The 15,034-nt window shown below is 66.6% G+C and carries 14 protein-coding genes; 4 read left to right on the top strand and 10 right to left on the bottom strand.

The features are described from left to right. Positions 1–57: 57 nt before the first annotated feature. Entirely contained in the window at positions 58–1,041 is a 984-nt protein-coding gene (locus tag AU185_RS23550; RefSeq protein ID WP_082684057.1) for an IclR family transcriptional regulator, read from the top strand. Between the two features lie 117 nt (positions 1,042–1,158). Here AU185_RS23550 and AU185_RS23555 read toward each other — a convergent pair whose 3' ends face one another. From AU185_RS23555 to AU185_RS23575, 5 genes are all read right to left on the bottom strand, one after another. Continuing rightward, on the bottom strand, positions 1,159–1,569 hold the full coding sequence (locus AU185_RS23555; protein WP_059101593.1) for a heme-binding protein: 411 nt from the start codon (positions 1,567–1,569) through the stop codon (positions 1,159–1,161). Between the two features lie 120 nt (positions 1,570–1,689). Next, positions 1,690–3,786, bottom strand: a complete 2,097-nt coding sequence (locus tag AU185_RS23560) for a RecQ family ATP-dependent DNA helicase (RefSeq protein WP_059101594.1) — start codon at positions 3,784–3,786, stop codon at positions 1,690–1,692. A 65-nt stretch (positions 3,787–3,851) separates the two neighbouring features. Beyond that, complete coding sequence (dmpG, locus tag AU185_RS23565) at positions 3,852–4,913, bottom strand: 4-hydroxy-2-oxovalerate aldolase (protein ID WP_059101595.1); 1,062 nt, start codon at positions 4,911–4,913, stop codon at positions 3,852–3,854. Continuing rightward, positions 4,910–5,860, bottom strand: a complete 951-nt coding sequence (locus tag AU185_RS23570; RefSeq protein WP_059101596.1) for an acetaldehyde dehydrogenase (acetylating) — start codon at positions 5,858–5,860, stop codon at positions 4,910–4,912. Before AU185_RS23570 ends, dmpG begins: the two co-directional genes overlap by 4 nt. A gap of 13 nt (positions 5,861–5,873) precedes the next feature. Further along, entirely contained in the window at positions 5,874–6,659 is a 786-nt protein-coding gene (locus tag AU185_RS23575) for a 2-keto-4-pentenoate hydratase (protein ID WP_059101597.1), read from the bottom strand. A 73-nt stretch (positions 6,660–6,732) separates the two neighbouring features. Here AU185_RS23575 and kstD point away from each other — a divergent pair, with 73 nt between their 5' ends. From kstD to AU185_RS23590, 3 genes are all read left to right on the top strand, one after another. Beyond that, the gene (gene kstD / locus AU185_RS23580; protein WP_059101832.1) at positions 6,733–8,415 is read left to right on the top strand and encodes a 3-oxosteroid 1-dehydrogenase; all 1,683 of its coding nucleotides are present in this window, start codon (positions 6,733–6,735) and stop codon (positions 8,413–8,415) included. Then, the gene (gene chsH3 / locus AU185_RS23585; protein ID WP_059101598.1) at positions 8,415–9,275 is read left to right on the top strand and encodes an enoyl-CoA hydratase ChsH3; all 861 of its coding nucleotides are present in this window, start codon (positions 8,415–8,417) and stop codon (positions 9,273–9,275) included. Before kstD ends, chsH3 begins: the two co-directional genes overlap by 1 nt. Before the next feature lie 210 nt (positions 9,276–9,485). Continuing rightward, the gene (locus AU185_RS23590) at positions 9,486–10,400 is read left to right on the top strand and encodes an MPT63 family protein (RefSeq protein WP_059101599.1); all 915 of its coding nucleotides are present in this window, start codon (positions 9,486–9,488) and stop codon (positions 10,398–10,400) included. Between the two features lie 36 nt (positions 10,401–10,436). On the opposite strand, the gene AU185_RS23595 is transcribed toward AU185_RS23590, so the two are convergent. Genes AU185_RS23595 through fadE29 form a run of 5 tightly spaced genes read right to left on the bottom strand, consistent with a single transcriptional unit; the run spans position 10,437 to position 15,034 of the window. Then, positions 10,437–11,240 (bottom strand): hypothetical protein, encoded by an 804-nt coding sequence (locus AU185_RS23595; RefSeq protein WP_059101600.1) that lies wholly within the window; start codon positions 11,238–11,240, stop codon positions 10,437–10,439. 44 nt (positions 11,241–11,284) lie between these two features. Beyond that, on the bottom strand, positions 11,285–12,439 hold the full coding sequence (ltp2, locus tag AU185_RS23600; protein WP_059101601.1) for a 17-hydroxy-3-oxo-4-pregnene-20-carboxyl-CoA lyase: 1,155 nt from the start codon (positions 12,437–12,439) through the stop codon (positions 11,285–11,287). An 11-nt stretch (positions 12,440–12,450) separates the two neighbouring features. After that, entirely contained in the window at positions 12,451–12,855 is a 405-nt protein-coding gene (locus AU185_RS23605; RefSeq protein ID WP_059101602.1) for a MaoC family dehydratase, read from the bottom strand. Next, positions 12,852–13,832 carry a bifunctional MaoC family dehydratase N-terminal/OB-fold nucleic acid binding domain-containing protein gene (locus AU185_RS23610; RefSeq protein WP_059101833.1) on the bottom strand — a complete coding sequence of 327 codons (981 nt, stop codon included), beginning with the start codon at positions 13,830–13,832 and terminating at the stop codon, positions 12,852–12,854. The genes AU185_RS23605 and AU185_RS23610 overlap by 4 nt, the downstream gene beginning before the upstream one ends. Positions 13,833–13,870: 38 nt before the next feature. After that, on the bottom strand, positions 13,871–15,034 hold the full coding sequence (gene fadE29 / locus AU185_RS23615; protein WP_059101603.1) for an acyl-CoA dehydrogenase FadE29: 1,164 nt from the start codon (positions 15,032–15,034) through the stop codon (positions 13,871–13,873).

A 15,034-nucleotide genomic window follows, 5' to 3' on the forward strand; every position in this document is an offset into this window, starting at 1 on the left:
TAGTCAATATATAGAACGAGCTGGTCCAAATATGGAACGTAGAGTAGGTTGTCCCGCATGGCCGGCCTGGATCGTCCGCGAGACTCACACCAGGGTGGTGATTCGTTGCACGATCACGACCCTGGTGTTGATTTCGCGAGAGCCACCGGTCGCGCGTCGCCGCCGACCGAACGCGTGGTGCGCATCCTGGATTACCTCGCGGGCCACCCCGACCAGCGGTTCGGTGTCTCCGAGTTGGCCCGCCGCCTCGGGCTGAGCAAGCCGACCTGCCTGGGTATCGTCACCACGCTCTCCGATGCGGGCTACCTCGTGCGCGACCCCGGCGACAAGACCTACCGGCTGGGTCCGTCACTGATCACGCTCGGCCACAAAGCGCAGGAGTCGCTGCGCGTCAGCCCAGCCGCCCGCGAGCAGCTACGGCGGCTGTCGTCCCGCTACGGGGTCACCGCCGCGCTGTCGGCTGTCATCGACGATCGGATCACGCTGCTCGACCTTGTCGCGCCGCCCGGCACCAGGCCCGGCGTCGTGGTCGGCCAGAGTTACCCGTTCGCGCCGCCGGTCGGGCTGATGTTCGTGCTCTGGGACGACGAGGCGCAACGCGACTGGTTGGCCAAAGAGCCGACAATCCCGTTGCGCACCGACACCGAGCGGCTGAACCGGGTGATCGCCGAATGCCGCGCGCACGGGTACCTCGTCGAACGGCTGACACCCGGCGGGCGGCGGCTGTATTCGTTGATGGCGGGAATGTCGACCGAGCTGCCCGACGAGTTGCGCGCGCTGCTCGGCGAACTGGTATCCGACATCGGCGAGCGGGTGTATCTGCGCGCCGAGACCGCGGGCGCCCGCAGACGACACGACATCAGCGTGATCTCCGCGCCGGTGTACGACCACTACCAACGGCAAGTCATGGTCGCGTCGATGCACATCGGAAAGTCGTTGACTGACAACGAAATTACCGAGCGGGCACGGGCAGTGGTGGCAACGGCCGATGCGGTCACCGCGCAACTGGGCGGAGTGAAGAGCGTAAACACTTCCCGGTAACGAACTTGTGCACGTTCTGGAGCGCTCACCGCTCGCGGTGCACAAATCGCAGAACTCACCGCGCCGACCGGAGCCGGCGCGGTGAGCTTCTGATGTCGTACTGGTCAATCAACCGATTCAGACGTCAGTCAACGCCTCTGAAATCGGCGTCGGCTCAACCTCGATGCCGCACTGGCTCGAGATCGCGGCTGCCGGCTCGTTGATCGCCTTGAGCTCGGACTCGACCTGCGGATTCTCCGCGAAGTAGGTGCGGAACGCCTCCGTGACCTGCTCCTGCGGTTGCGTGGCGATCTCCGTCAGCGCCTCGTTGGCCTCGGGGTGCGAGGAGAGGTAGTTGCTGGTGGACGCCGACACCGTGCTCGCGGTGTTGGCGATTGCGCTCACGCTGCAGGTGTTGTCCTGCGCCGGCGCAGGGGCCGGCTGGGCGCTGGCAACGGGTGCGACGATCGCGGCGGAACCGAATGCGAGAAGACCGCCTGCAAACATGCCGTACAGGCCGCGTCGCACGGTCGTAACGGACATCTTCATCGAATCACTCCTTCAGTCTGCGACCCGGTGGCCGCTCCCGAAGGCGTAACCGGCCTCGGGGGCGACCTAAACAACCCCAGGCCAGGCGCCGTATTCCGGCGGAGTCAGACTTTCGCCACGTCAGCTCACGCCCGCCAGCGTGAACGGCAGCACGGCCGGCGCGCCCGCGGCCCTCACCAGCCGCGATGCCATCGTCAGCGTCCACCCGGTATCGGCCACGTCGTCCACGAGCAGCACCGGCCCACCGGCCGCGGCGATCCGTGCCGGATCGGGCGCCGTCCACGCGTCGCACAGCGCGGCGACCCGATAGGCGGAGTTCGCCGCGGTCACCGGCCTGCGCCCGGGCGCGTACTGCAGAACACCCAGGTCGGTCAGTCGGCCGAGGCGGGCGAGTTCTCGCGCCAGTGACGAGATCAACATCGGGTGCGCGTGTGAATCCAGCGCCATCACCGCGGTCGGGCGGGTCTCCCAGTCCCACGCGGCCAACACCTGCACCGCGGCCTGGACCATGTCCCCGGGCACCTCCGCATCCGGAGCGTCGAGCAGGTGTCGTAAGCGGGCTCCCCAGCCGAGATCGGTCAGTCTGCCGATGGCCCGGCCGCAAGCGGGGCCATCGCCGATTCGGCCCTTGAGATCGATCCCGATCCTGCTCAATCCGGACGGCCACTGTTTGCGAGGCGTGAGTTCCACCCCAGGACGCAAGAGCGACGCTCTGGTGCGCTCCTCTGCCGTGGTGTCGACGGCCGCGTCGTACCGCGGTCCCTCGCAATTGTCGCAGCGGCCGCAACGCTCGCCGTCGGTGAGGGCGGGATCGTCGAGTTGAGCCCGCAGGAAGGCCATCCGGCAGCGGTCGGTGGCCTGGTAGTCGAGCATCGCCTGCTGTTCCCGCTTGCGCGCGTCGTCGAGCTTGCGATAACGCGGTTCGTCGTAGGTCCACTCCTGGCCGGTGCCGACCCAGCCGCCCTTGACGCGCCGCACCGCACCGTCGACGTCGAGCACCTTCAAGACCATCTCCAACCGGGTCCGATTGAGATCGACGAGTGGTTCCAGCGCGGCTGTCGACTGCGGGCGTTCCCGATCCAGCTCTCGGATCACCTTGCGCACCACCGCTTCTGGTGGAAATGCGACCGAAGCAAAGTACCGCCAGACGTCCTGATCTTCTCTGCCGGGCAGCAGGACGACCTCGGCGCTCTCTGTCGACCGGCCGGCCCGGCCCACCTGCTGGTAGTAAGCGATCGGCGAGGACGGAGCGCCGAGATGCACGACGAAGCCGAGGTCGGGTTTGTCGAATCCCATGCCGAGCGCCGACGTCGCGATCAGCGCTTTGACGCGGTTGGTCAGCAGGTCCGCCTCGAGTTGTTCGCGTTCGGCGGCCTCGGTGGAACCGGTATAGGCCGCCACGGGATGCCCCTGCTCGCGCAGCAATGCGGCAACGTCGTGTGCCTGTGCAACGGTCAAGGTGTAGACGATGCCCGAACCGGGTAACGAATCCAGGTGTGCGGCAAGCCATGCCGCTCGCTGCGCCGGGTTGCCGGCGTTGACCACCGACAGGCGCAGCGACTCCCGGTCCAGCCCACCGCGCAGCACCAGAGTGCTGCCGGCTTCGGAGCCGCCGACGCCCAACTGCGCCGCGACGTCGTCGACCACCCGGTCGTTGGCGGTCGCGGTGGTCGCGAGCACCGGGACGTCGGCGCCGAGTTCGGCGATCAGAGTGCGGATCCGTCGGTAATCGGGCCGAAAGTCATGACCCCAGTCCGATACGCAGTGCGCCTCGTCGACGACCACCAACCCGGCATCGCGCGCCAGCGCGGGCAACACCGCGTCGCGAAAGTCCGGATTGTTCAACCGTTCCGGGCTGACCAGCAGGACGTCGAGCTCGCCGCCGCGTACCCGGCGGTGGATGTCGTCCCAGTCGGCGACGTTGCTCGAGTTGATCGTCGCGGCGTGCACACCGGCCCGCTCGGCGGCGGCCACCTGGTTTCGCATCAGCGCCAGCAGCGGTGACACGATCACGGTCGGGCCGTGTCCGTCGGCGCGCAGCAGTTTGGCGGCGATGAAGTAGACGGCGGACTTACCCCAGCCGGTGCGCTGTACGACCAGGGCGCGCCGCCGGTGCACCACCAGCGCTTCGATGGCGGCCCACTGGTCGTCGCGCAGACTCGCCCGCGGCCCGGCCAACCGCTCGAGGATCGCCTGAGCCTGTTCGCGGGTCGTCATCGCGGCCGATTGTGAACCTGGCGACGAAAAATCCGGAAGAACGTCGTCAGATTCACAAATGCGGTTCAGGAGCTCGCCGACGCGGCCTCTTGCTCGCGCTTGATCTCCAGCGCGATGTCGATGAGCTGGTCCTCCTGGCCGCCGATCAGCTTGCGCTGCCCGGCGCGGTGCAGCAGCTTGTGTGCCGGCACGCCGTAGCGCTCGGACTGGCGGATGGCGTGCTTGAGGAAGCTCGAGTACACCCCCGAATAGCCCATGATCAGCGCGTTGCGGTCCAGCAGGCATTCGGCGGGCATCGCGGGCGCGACGACCTCTTCGGCCGCGTCGGCGATGTCGAAGAAGTCGATGCCGGTCTTGACGCCGATCTTGTCGAACACCCCGATCAGCGCCTCGACCGGCGCGTTGCCCGCGCCCGCGCCGAAGCGGCGGCACGAGCCGTCGATCTGCTTGGCGCCCGCGCGCACCGCCTCGATCGAGTTGGCCACGCCCAGGCCGAGGTTCTCGTGGCCGTGAAAGCCGACCTGCGCGTCGTCTCCGAGTTCGGCGACCAGCGCCGCCACCCGGTCGCGCACGCCCTCGAGCACCAGCGCGCCCGCGGAGTCGACCACATACACGCACTGACACCCGGCGTCGGCCATGATGCGCGCCTGTTCGGCCAGCTTCTCCGGCGGGATGGTGTGGCTCATCATCAGGAAGCCGACCGTCTCCAGGCCCAGTTCGCGGGCCAGCCCGAAGTGCTGGATCGACACGTCGGCCTCGGTGCAGTGCGTGGCGATCCGGCAGATCGACCCGCCGTTGTTCTGCGCCTCCTTGATGTCCTCCTTGGTGCCGACACCCGGCAGCATCAGGAACGCGATCTTGGATTCCTTGGCGGTCTCCGCGGCGAGCTTGATCAGCTCCTGCTCCGGCGTCTTCGAGAACCCGTAGTTGAAGCTGGACCCGCCCAGCCCGTCACCGTGGGTGACCTCGATGACCGGCACCCCCGCGGCGTCCAGCGCCGCAACGATCCCGTGCACCTCGTCCTTGGTGAACTGGTGACGTTTGTGGTGGCTGCCGTCGCGCAGCGACGTGTCCGTCATCCGGACGTCCCAGATCGGGTTGAAGTAGATCTGTTCGGTGACGCTCATGCCTGGCCTCCTGTCGATACGGAGAGGCTCGCCCCAGCCTGTTTCCGGGCGATCTCCTCGCCCACCTTGGCCGCCGCTGCGGTCATGATGTCCAGGTTTCCAGCGTAGGGCGGCAGATAGTCGCCCGCACCCTCGACCTCGATGAACGTGGTGACCAGATGGTTGCCACCGTTGACCACCGAGGGCTCGTCGAACTGCGGTTCGTTGAGCAACCGGTAGCCGGGGACATACGTCTGCACCTCGGCGACGACATCCTTGATGGACTGCGCGATGGCGTCCCGGTCGGCGTCTTCGGGAATGGCGCAGAAGATCGTGTCGCGCATGATCATCGGCGGTTCGGCCGGGTTGAGGATGATGATCGCCTTGCCGCGCTGGGCGCCGCCGATGTTCTGCACACCCGCAGCGGTGGTCTTGGTGAACTCGTCGATGTTGGCCCGCGTGCCGGGGCCTGCAGACGCCGACGACACCGACGCCACGATCTCGCCGTAGGGCACCCCACCGATGTCGCGGACCGCACGACTCACCGCGTACACGATCGGGATGGTGGCCTGACCACCGCAGGTGACCATGTTGACGTTGGGCGCATCCAGATGCTCGTCCAGGTTGGCCGGCGGAATCACGCCGGGCCCGACCGCGGCCGGGGTGAGGTCGATGGCGCGGATGCCGGCCTCGGCGTACTTGGGGGCGGCGTCGCGGTGCACGTAGGCGCTGGTGGCCTCGAAGACCATGTCGGGCTTCTCGTCCTGGGCCAGCAGCCAGTCCACGCCCTCGTGCGACGTTTCCAACCCGAGCTTGCGGGCGCGGGCCAGACCTTCGCTCTCCGGGTCGATGCCGATCATCCAGCGCGGCTCGAGCCATTCCGAGCGCAGCAACTTATACAGCAGGTCGGTGCTGATGTTGCCCGATCCGACGATCGCGACGGTGCTTTTCCCGGCCTGTCCGGCCATTGTGTCTCCCTACCTATTCGAAGCTCAAACGAACCGAGCCCAGCCCGGCGAAATCTGCGACGTAGTCGGCGCCGGGTGTGGCGTCGAACGCCTTGGTGCACGACCCCGGCAACACGATGTCACCCGCCTTGAGGCGGACGCCGAAGCTGTCGACCTTGCGTGCCAGCCAGGCCACCGCGGTCACCGGGTTGCCGAGCACCGCATCGCTGCGGCCCTTCGCCACCACCTCGCCGTTGCGGGTGAGGACGGCATCGATCGCGGTGATGTCGATGTCTTTGGGTGAGACCCTGGCTTCCCCGAGCACCCAGCCCGCCGACGACGCGTTGTCGGCGATGGTGTCGCAGAGTTTGATTTTCCAGTCCTTGATGCGGGTGTCGATCAGCTCGATCGCGGGCGCGAACGCCGCGGTCGCGGCGAGCACGTCATCCTCGGTGCAACCGGCGCCGGGAAGGTCGTCGGCGAGGACGAAGCCCACCTCCACCTCGACGCGCGGGTAGAGGTAGTCCGCAGATTTGACCGGCCTGTCTTCGAACACGGCCATCTCGTCGAGCAGGTGCCCGTAGTCGGGTTCGTCGACGTTCATCATCTGTTGCATGGCCTTCGACGACAATCCGACCTTGTGACCGATGACCTTGGCGCCCTCGGCCACCCGCTGGCGGATGTTGATCAGCTGAATCTCGTAGGCATCGACCACGTCGATGTCCGGATGCCCGTCGGTCAACGGTGCGATCGGAACCCGGCTGCGCTCGGCCTGCGCGAGGTCGGCGGCGAGCTCCTGACGCACCTGGTCACTGAGCATTCTTATGAAGTCCCCTTGTTCTGTTGACCGGCGCGGTTGTGGGTCTGCCGGACGATTCTATAACGTGTTCTACATGAGCGGTCAGGAGTATGACGTCGTCGTGGTGGGCACCGGCGCGGCCGGCATGGTCGCTGCGCTCACCGCAGCCCACCAGGGACTTTCCACAGTAGTCGTCGAGAAGGCTCCGCACTACGGTGGTTCCACTGCGCGGTCAGGTGGCGGTGTGTGGATTCCGAACAACGAGGTGCTCAAGCGCGACGGTGTCAAAGACACGGCCGACGCCGCCCGCACCTACCTGCACAACATCATCGGCGACGTCGTGCCCGCAGAGAAGATCGACACCTATCTCGACCGCGGTCCGGAGATGCTGTCTTTCGTGCTGGAGCACTCGCCGCTGAAGCTGTGCTGGGTGCCGGGCTACTCCGACTACTACCCCGAGACACCGGGCGGCAAGCCGACGGGCCGCTCAGTCGAACCCAAGCCGTTCGACGCGAAGAAGCTCGGGCCGGATCTGCCGGGCTTGGAGCCGCCGTACGGCAAGGTCCCGCTCAACGTGGTCGTCATGCAGCAGGACTACGTTCGGCTCAACCAGCTCAAGCGTCACCCCCGCGGTGTGCTGCGCAGCCTCAAGGTCGGTGCGCGCACGATGTGGGCCAAGGCCACCGGCAAGAACCTCGTCGGCATGGGACGCGCGTTGATCGCGCCGTTGCGCATCGGCCTGCGCGACGCGGGCGTGCCCGTGCGGCTGAACACCGCGCTGACCGACCTCTACGTCGAAGACGGCGTCGTGCGGGGGATTTACGTACGCGATGCCAGCGCGTCGGAAACCGCTGAGCCCGAACTGATCCGGGCTCGCCGCGGAGTGATCCTCGGCTCGGGTGGCTTCGAGCACAACGAGCAGATGCGGGTGAAGTACCAGCGCGCCCCGATCACCACCGAATGGACGGTCGGCGCCAAGGCGAACACGGGTGACGGCATCATCGCCGCCGAGAAGCTGGGCGCCGCGCTCGACATCATGGAGGACGCCTGGTGGGGCCCCACCGTTCCACTGGTTGGCGCACCGTGGTTCGCGCTGTCGGAACGCAACTCGCCGGGTTCGATCATCGTCAACATGGCGGGCAAGCGGTTCATGAACGAGTCGATGCCCTATGTCGAGGCCTGCCACCACATGTACGGCGGCCAGTACGGGCAGGGGCCGGGACCCGGCGAGAACATTCCGGCGTGGCTGGTGTTCGACCAGCAGTACCGCGACCGCTATATCTTCGCCGGACTGCAACCTGGCCAACGGATTCCGAAGAAGTGGCTGGAGTCCGGCGTGATCGTCACAGCGGACACGCTCGAGGAGCTGGCCGAGAAGACCGGTCTGCCCGTGCAGGCTTTCACCGAAACGGTCGAGCGCTTCAACGGTTTCGCCCGGTCCGGCGTCGACGAGGACTACAAGCGCGGCGAGAGCGCCTACGACCGCTACTACGGCGATCCGACCAACAAGCCCAACCCCAACCTCGGCGAGATCAGCCACCCGCCCTACTACGCAGCCAAGATGGTGCCCGGCGATCTGGGCACCAAGGGCGGCGTGGTCACCGACGTGCACGGCCGTGCGCTGCGCGACGACGGCTCCGTGATCGAAGGGCTCTATGCTGCAGGCAATGTCAGCGCGCCGGTGATGGGCCACACCTACCCGGGTCCGGGCGGCACCATCGGCCCCGCGATGACGTTCGGATACCTTGCCGCACTACACATAGCGGGGAAGAACTGATGCCCATCAATCTCGACGAGGCGCTCGGCGCGGAACTTCCTGCCGCCGAGTTCTCTTGGACAAGCAGCGACATTCAGCTCTACCACCTCGGGCTGGGCGCCGGCGCCGACCCGACGGACAAGCGCGAACTGCGCTACCTGACCGACGAAACCCCGCAGGTACTGCCGACATTCGGCAACGTCGCGCAGAGCTTCCACATGACCGAGCCGCCGACGGTGAAGTTCCCCGGCATCGACATCGAGCTGTCGAAGGTGCTGCACGCCAGCGAAGCGGTGTCAGTGCCGGGGCCGATCCCGCCGGCCGGCACCGGTATCGCGGTCACGCGCTTCACCGACATCTGGGACAAGGGCAAGGCGGCGGTGATCTGGTCGGAGACCACGGTGACCGCGCCCGACGGCACGCCGCTGTGGACCCAGAAGCGTTCGATCTTCGCCCGCGGCGAAGGCGGCTTCGGTGGTGAGCGGGGTCCGTCTGGGTCTTCGGAGCCGCCACCGCGTGCGCCCGATTTCGAACTCTCGATCCCGGTGTCACCGCAGCAGGCGCTGCTCTACCGGATGTGCGGCGACCGCAATCCGCTGCACTCGGATCCCGACTTCGCAGCAGCTGCCGGCTTCCCGCGGCCGATCCTGCACGGCCTGTGCACTTACGGCATGACGTGCAAAGCGATGGTGGATGCCCTGCTCGACGGTGACACCGCCCGGGTCGCAAGCTATGGCGCCCGGTTCGCCGGCGTAGTGTTCCCGGGCGAGACACTCAAGGCCAGCGTCTGGAAGAACGGCGACGGGTTCGTCGCGACGGTGACCGCACCAGAGCGTGACGACGCGGTGGCGCTCGCCGGCGTCGAGTTGATTCCCGCGTAACTCGGGCCCTGCCCAGTTTGCCCTGCCCGACGAAACCGTATGAAACGCAACGCCAACCGTGTCACATGCTCGAAAAGGTCGTTGCCACATGATGACTCGGGTAGCCCTAATGTCAAGGGCTTCAGTCGATCCGGAATCCACAATCGCCGAGTGACCTGATAGTTTCGTTCGGTGACCATCCCAATTGTCGGACGAGTCAGGAGCAAAATCATGAAGATCACGAAGATCACCAGTGTGTTGGCGGCGGCCGCGACCGCCGGCTTCATCGGGGCACCGCTGGCCTCCGCAGAAGCCGAAGCCACCCAGCGCGGGACCACCGTCCAGACGCAGACACTCGGAAGCCAGGGCAAGCTGGTCGACGGCGCAGTCATCCAGGGCTGGACCATCGACGACCTGAAGCCGAGCAGCGACGTCATCGCATACCCCGTGTCCGGACAGCTGTGGGAAGCCACCGCGACCGACCAGGCGATCCAGGGGTCGGCGACGCCGATCGTGTCGAATCTGAACGCAAGGGCCGCCGACGGTCAGACCTACCGCGCGCTGTTCGGCGCCGCCACCCCGCAGGGGGTGAACCCGGCGACGCTCGCCCAGGGTCAGCAGACGTCCGGCAAGGTCTATTTCGACGTCACCGGCGCCGCCCCCGACAGCGTCGTGTACAACGCCGGTGGTCAGGACCGGCTGGTGTGGACCGAGCCGCCCGCCTCCAGCTCGAGCAGCTCATCGCCGTCGACCTCCTACGACGCGGAAAGCGACCCGGCGACGGCCGCACCCGCCGAGGCTCCTGCCGCTGAGACTCCCGAGGGCACGACCGCCGCTCCCGCCGCTGCCGGCACCGAGGTACCGGAGGGCAGCCAGGGCACCCCGCTCCCTGAGGGCAGCCAGGGCACCCCGATTCCGGTCGGCAGCGAGGGCACCCCGACTGCACCCGAGGGCGCTCCGGTCCCGGCCGCGCAGGACGCTCCGGCTCCGACCGCGCACGGCACGCCCGTTCAGCCCGCCGACGCCGCTCCCGCCCCGGCGGGTACCGAGGGCGTTCCGCAGCCTGCGGGCAGCCAGGGCACGCCGCTGCCCGCCGGTGACCAGGTGCAGACCCCGACCACCTACGTCCCGGCGCCCACTCCCTGACGGGACCATCGGTAGCAAGTCAACCGGTCAGCGTCGTCACGAGTGCGACGACCACCACGCGTACAGCTGTGGGAAGGTCGGGCCGCCCGGCCCCGCTCGGACGGCGCTGACCGTCATCTTGGCCTCGTCGGTCCAGACGACGGTCGGTTGACCGGCCTGCAGACCGCAGAAAAGATTTCCGCTGATCCTGTCCGGAGTCGCGTTGCGCCGCCACGGCCCCGGCGACTGAATGTTGCCCGGGCAGTTGACCCTCGTCGCCGCTGCGACCGCGGCATTGAAGACCGCCTCGAGCGAAGCCTTGTCGCCGACCAGGCTGTAGGTCGCCGACACCGGGCCCCCGGGATCGTCGTTTCGACCGCAATTCACCTGCGCCAACACGCTTTTCGTGGGAGGGACCGTTTCGCATGCATCCGGCCGGTAGCCCTTGGGTAACTGACGTAACAACCGGACGTCGCCTTCGGAGCGGACCGGTTGCTCCGGCGACGGGGACGTCGTCGGCTCTCCGGCGCTCGGCGGTTGCTCACCGCCGCCAGACGGCCGTGACGACCAGAAGACCAAGCCGCCGACGACCGCGACAGCGCCCACTACGGCAGCACCGATGACCAGCGGCTTGAAATTGCGTTGAGGCTTGACCTGGCGCGGGTTGATGGTCAGCGGTGCATCGAACCTCGGCGACCAATTCCGCTGGGCGGCATAGAAGTCCGGGGGCGGCGGCGCGGCGGGTGGCCGGTGGGCCTGCAGCGGACCGGTGTCCGCCTCGTCGGCTTCCGGTTCTCGGACGCCGTCGACCGACGCGTCGCTCTCCTGCGGTCCCGGCTCCGGTGGCGTCGACGAACTCACCCCTCAGAGGGTAGTAGGCCGGCTACGCCCCACCCACCGGATGGTCAGCCCAGAATCAACCCCGACGTCGGCACTCCGGTACCCGCGGTGACGAGCACATGCTCGACGTCCGGTACCGGATTGACCGACGTGCCACGCAACTGTCGAACGCCCTCGGCGATCCCGTTCATGCCGTGTATGTACGCTTCGCCCAACTGACCGCCGTGGGTGTTGATCGGCAACCGTCCGCCGACCTCGATCGCGCCATCTTTGACGAAGTCCTTGGCGTCACCGCGATCGCAGAAGCCGAGTTCCTCCAACTGAATCAGCGTGAACGGGGTGAAGTGGTCGTAAAGTATCGCGGTCTGAATGTCTTGCGGTGTCAGACCCGATTGCGCCCACAGCTGCCTGCCCACCAGACCCATCTCGGGCAGCCCCAGCTCCGGTCGGTAGTAGCTCGTCATCGAGTACTGGTCCGGGCTGGAACCTTGCGAGGCCGCCTCGATGATCGCCGGCCGGTGCTTGAGGTCCTTGGCCCGCTCGGCGGACGTCACCACCAGCGCCACCCCGCCGTCGGTCTCCTGACAGCAGTCCAGCAGCCGCAGCGGTTCGGCGATCCAGCGCGAATTCTGGTGATCCTCAATGGTGATCGGCTTTTCGTAGAAGTACGCCTTCGGATTCTTCGCCGCATGTTTGCGGTCCGCGACCGAGATCATGCCGAAATCTCTGCTCGTCGCACCCGACTGATGCATGTACCGCCTGGCGATCATCGCGACCTGTGCGGCGGGCGTCGACAGCCCATGCGGATAGGAGAACGAGTTGTCGACTCCGGTCGAGTCGGCGTTCTCCACCAACCGCATCTGAACCTGGCCGAACCGCACACCCGAGCGCTCATTGAATGCCCGGTACGCCACAACACATTCCGCGACACCCGTCGCCACCGCGATCGCCGCCTGCTGGATCGTCGCGCAGGCCGCGCCGCCGCCGTGATGGATCTTCGAGAAGAACTTCAGCTCACCGATGCCCGTCGCCCGGGCGATCGCGACCTCGGTGTTGGAATCCATCGTGAACGTGACCATGCCGTCGACATCGGCGGGCGTGAGGCCGGCGTCGTCCAGGGCATCGAGCACCGCCTCCGACGCGAGACGCAGTTCACTGCGGCCGGAGTTCTTGGAGAAGTCGGTGGCGCCGATCCCGACGATCGCCGCCTTGCCGGACAATCCACTCCCACTCACGCCAGGTCCCCGATCGTCAAGGTCGCGGTGGCGATCACATGGTCGCCGAGACTGTTGCTGCCAACGATTTTCAGCGTGATCACCCCATCGTCGATCGCGGTCACCTCACCGGAAAACGTCACCGTGTCGTAGGCGTACCACGGCACACCCAGGCGCAGCGAGATCGACTTGATGATCGCGGTCGGACCCGCCCAGTCCGTGATGTACCGCTGCACCAGGCCGGTGTCGGTGAGGATGTTGACGAAGATGTCCTTCGATCCCTTGGCCTGTGCCTTGTCCCGGTCATGATGGACGTCCTGATAGTCCCGGGTGGCGATCGCGGTCGACACGATGAACGTCGGGTCGCCGTACAGCGCGAGCTCGGGAAGCTTCGTGCCAACCGATATGGAGGGGGCGCTCATCGTTGCGCCTCCTCACCGGGCTCCCACGCATACAGCGTCCACGCGGGACCTGACTCTCCCTCTGGGAAATCGATATACGTTGCGTGAACAGGCATTCCGATCTCCACGGTGGCCGGGTCGACGTTGCGGAGCTGACCGAGCATCCGTACGCCTTCTTCAAGTTCGACGAGCGCGATCACAAACGGCAGCGTGCGCCCGGGCACCTTCGGCGCGTGGTGCACCACGAAGCTGAACACGGTGCCCTTACCGCTGGCGACGACGTAGTCGGTCGGCTTGTCTTTGTCCTGCCACAGCGCGGGCACTGGCGGATGCACCAATGTGCCGTCGGGGCGCTTCTGGATGCGCAACTCGTGCGCGTTGACGCCGTCCCAGAAGAACTTGGTGTCACGAGACGACGCCGGCCGCATCATCATGTCCGCGTCCAGATCGTCGGGCACCGCCGCGACCCCGCCTTTGTCGGCGTTGTCGGCCGGCCTGAACTTCATGATGCGCCACATCATCTCGGCGACCGGATCCTCGACGTCGTCACCGACCGTCCACGTGATCTTCTGCGTGATGAAGAAGCCCTCGCCGAGCGCAGTGTTCTTCGGCCCGATGACATCAGTCAGTTCCGCAGTGACGCTGACCTCTTCACCCACCTGCAGGTACCGGTGGTAGATCTGCTCGCAGTTGGTCGCGACCACACCGACATAGCCCGCCTCGTCGAACAAGTCGAGGATCTTGCCGAGAGGGTCGTCGTCGGGCCGGACACCGCCGAGGCCCATCATCGTCCACACCTGGATCATCGCCGGAGGCGCAACGGCGCCGGGATGCCCGGCCGCCTTGGCAGCCAGATCGTCGACGTAGATCGGGTTCCGGTCCCCCATCGCGTCGAGCCAGTGGTCGATCATCGGCTGGTTGACCGGATGCCTACCGGCCCGCGGCTTGCTCTTGCCCTCGGCCTTGATCCGTTCGGCGGCCTTCTGTATCTCGGTCACCGCCTGCTCTTCGCGCGAGCGCTCATCGCCGATGGCGCTCACCGCGGCACCCTCGGGACCTTCAGGCCGGCAGCCGCGATCATCTCCCGCATCACCTCGTTGACACCTCCGCCAAACGTGATCACCAGATTTCGTTTCGTCTGGGAGTCCAGCCATTCCAGCAGTTCCGCAGTGTCGGGTTCGGCCGGGTTGCCGTACTTGCCGACGATCTCCTCGGCGAGACGCCCGGCGTACTGGATGCGTTCGGTACCGAAGACCTTGGTGGCGGCCGCATCGGCGACGTCGATGGTTTCGCCTGATGCGGCGACCTGCCAGTTGAGCAGTTCGTTGATCCGCCACATCGCCTTGAGCTCGCCGAGCGAGCGCTTGACGTCGTCGTGGTTGATCGGGATGTCGCCGTTTCCGCCCGGCTTCGACGCCCACTCGTAAATCCGATCGTAGAGGCTCGCGAAACGGCCTGCCGGCCCGAGCATCACGCGTTCGTTGTTCAGCTGCGTGGTGATCAGCTTCCAGCCGCCGTTCTCCTCGCCGACGAGCATGTCGGCAGGCACCCGCACATCGTTGTAATAGGTGGCGTTGGTGTGGTGGGCGCCGTCGGACAGGATCATCGGCGTCCAGGAGTAACCGGGATCCTTCGTATCGACGATCAGGATCGAAATGCCCTTGTGTTTCACCGCCTCCGGGTCGGTTCGGCAGGCCAGCCAGATGTAGTCGGCATCGTGGGCGCCGGTGGTGAACACCTTCTGCCCGTTGATGATGTACTCGTCGCCCTGCCGAACGGCGGTGGTGCGCAGCGACGCCAGGTCGGTGCCCGCCTCCGGCTCGGTGTAACCGATCGCGAAATGGACCTCGCCGGCGAGGATCGCGGGCAGGAACTTCTTCTTCTGCGCTTCGGTCCCGTACTGCTGCAGCGTGGGTCCGACGGTCTGCAGGGTGACCGCCGGCAGCGGGACGTCGGCCCGGTGCGCCTCGTTGACGAAGATCGACTGCTCGATCGGACCGAAACCGAGCCCGCCGAATTCCTTGGGCCAGCCGACACCGAGCTTGCCGTCGCTGCCCATCCGCTTGATGACCGCGCGGTAGGCCTTGCCGTGGCGGTCCTTCTCCATCTCCTTCGCCTCTTCAAGGGAAATGAGATTCGAGAAGTACTCCCGCAGTTCGGCTTTCAGCTGTTTCTGTTCGGGCGTCAGTTCGATGAACAT

This window comes from Mycobacterium sp. GA-0227b, from assembly GCF_001499855.1.
Lineage (GTDB): Bacteria > Actinomycetota > Actinomycetes > Mycobacteriales > Mycobacteriaceae > Mycobacterium.

Excerpts from the sequence above, each read along its gene's own strand:
- AU185_RS23550 (WP_082684057.1), top strand. The coding sequence starts at position 58 with ATGGCCGGCCTGGATCGTCCGCGAGACTCACACCAGGGTGGTGATTCG.
- AU185_RS23555 (WP_059101593.1), bottom strand. The coding sequence starts at position 1,569 with ATGAAGATGTCCGTTACGACCGTGCGACGCGGCCTGTACGGCATGTTT.
- AU185_RS23560 (WP_059101594.1), bottom strand. The coding sequence starts at position 3,786 with ATGACGACCCGCGAACAGGCTCAGGCGATCCTCGAGCGGTTGGCCGGG.
- dmpG (WP_059101595.1), bottom strand. The coding sequence starts at position 4,913 with ATGAGCGTCACCGAACAGATCTACTTCAACCCGATCTGGGACGTCCGG.
- AU185_RS23570 (WP_059101596.1), bottom strand. The coding sequence starts at position 5,860 with ATGGCCGGACAGGCCGGGAAAAGCACCGTCGCGATCGTCGGATCGGGC.
- AU185_RS23575 (WP_059101597.1), bottom strand. The coding sequence starts at position 6,659 with ATGCTCAGTGACCAGGTGCGTCAGGAGCTCGCCGCCGACCTCGCGCAG.
- kstD (WP_059101832.1), top strand. The coding sequence starts at position 6,733 with ATGAGCGGTCAGGAGTATGACGTCGTCGTGGTGGGCACCGGCGCGGCC.
- chsH3 (WP_059101598.1), top strand. The coding sequence starts at position 8,415 with ATGCCCATCAATCTCGACGAGGCGCTCGGCGCGGAACTTCCTGCCGCC.
- AU185_RS23590 (WP_059101599.1), top strand. The coding sequence starts at position 9,486 with ATGAAGATCACGAAGATCACCAGTGTGTTGGCGGCGGCCGCGACCGCC.
- AU185_RS23605 (WP_059101602.1), bottom strand. The coding sequence starts at position 12,855 with ATGAGCGCCCCCTCCATATCGGTTGGCACGAAGCTTCCCGAGCTCGCG.
- fadE29 (WP_059101603.1), bottom strand. The coding sequence starts at position 15,034 with ATGTTCATCGAACTGACGCCCGAACAGAAACAGCTGAAAGCCGAACTG.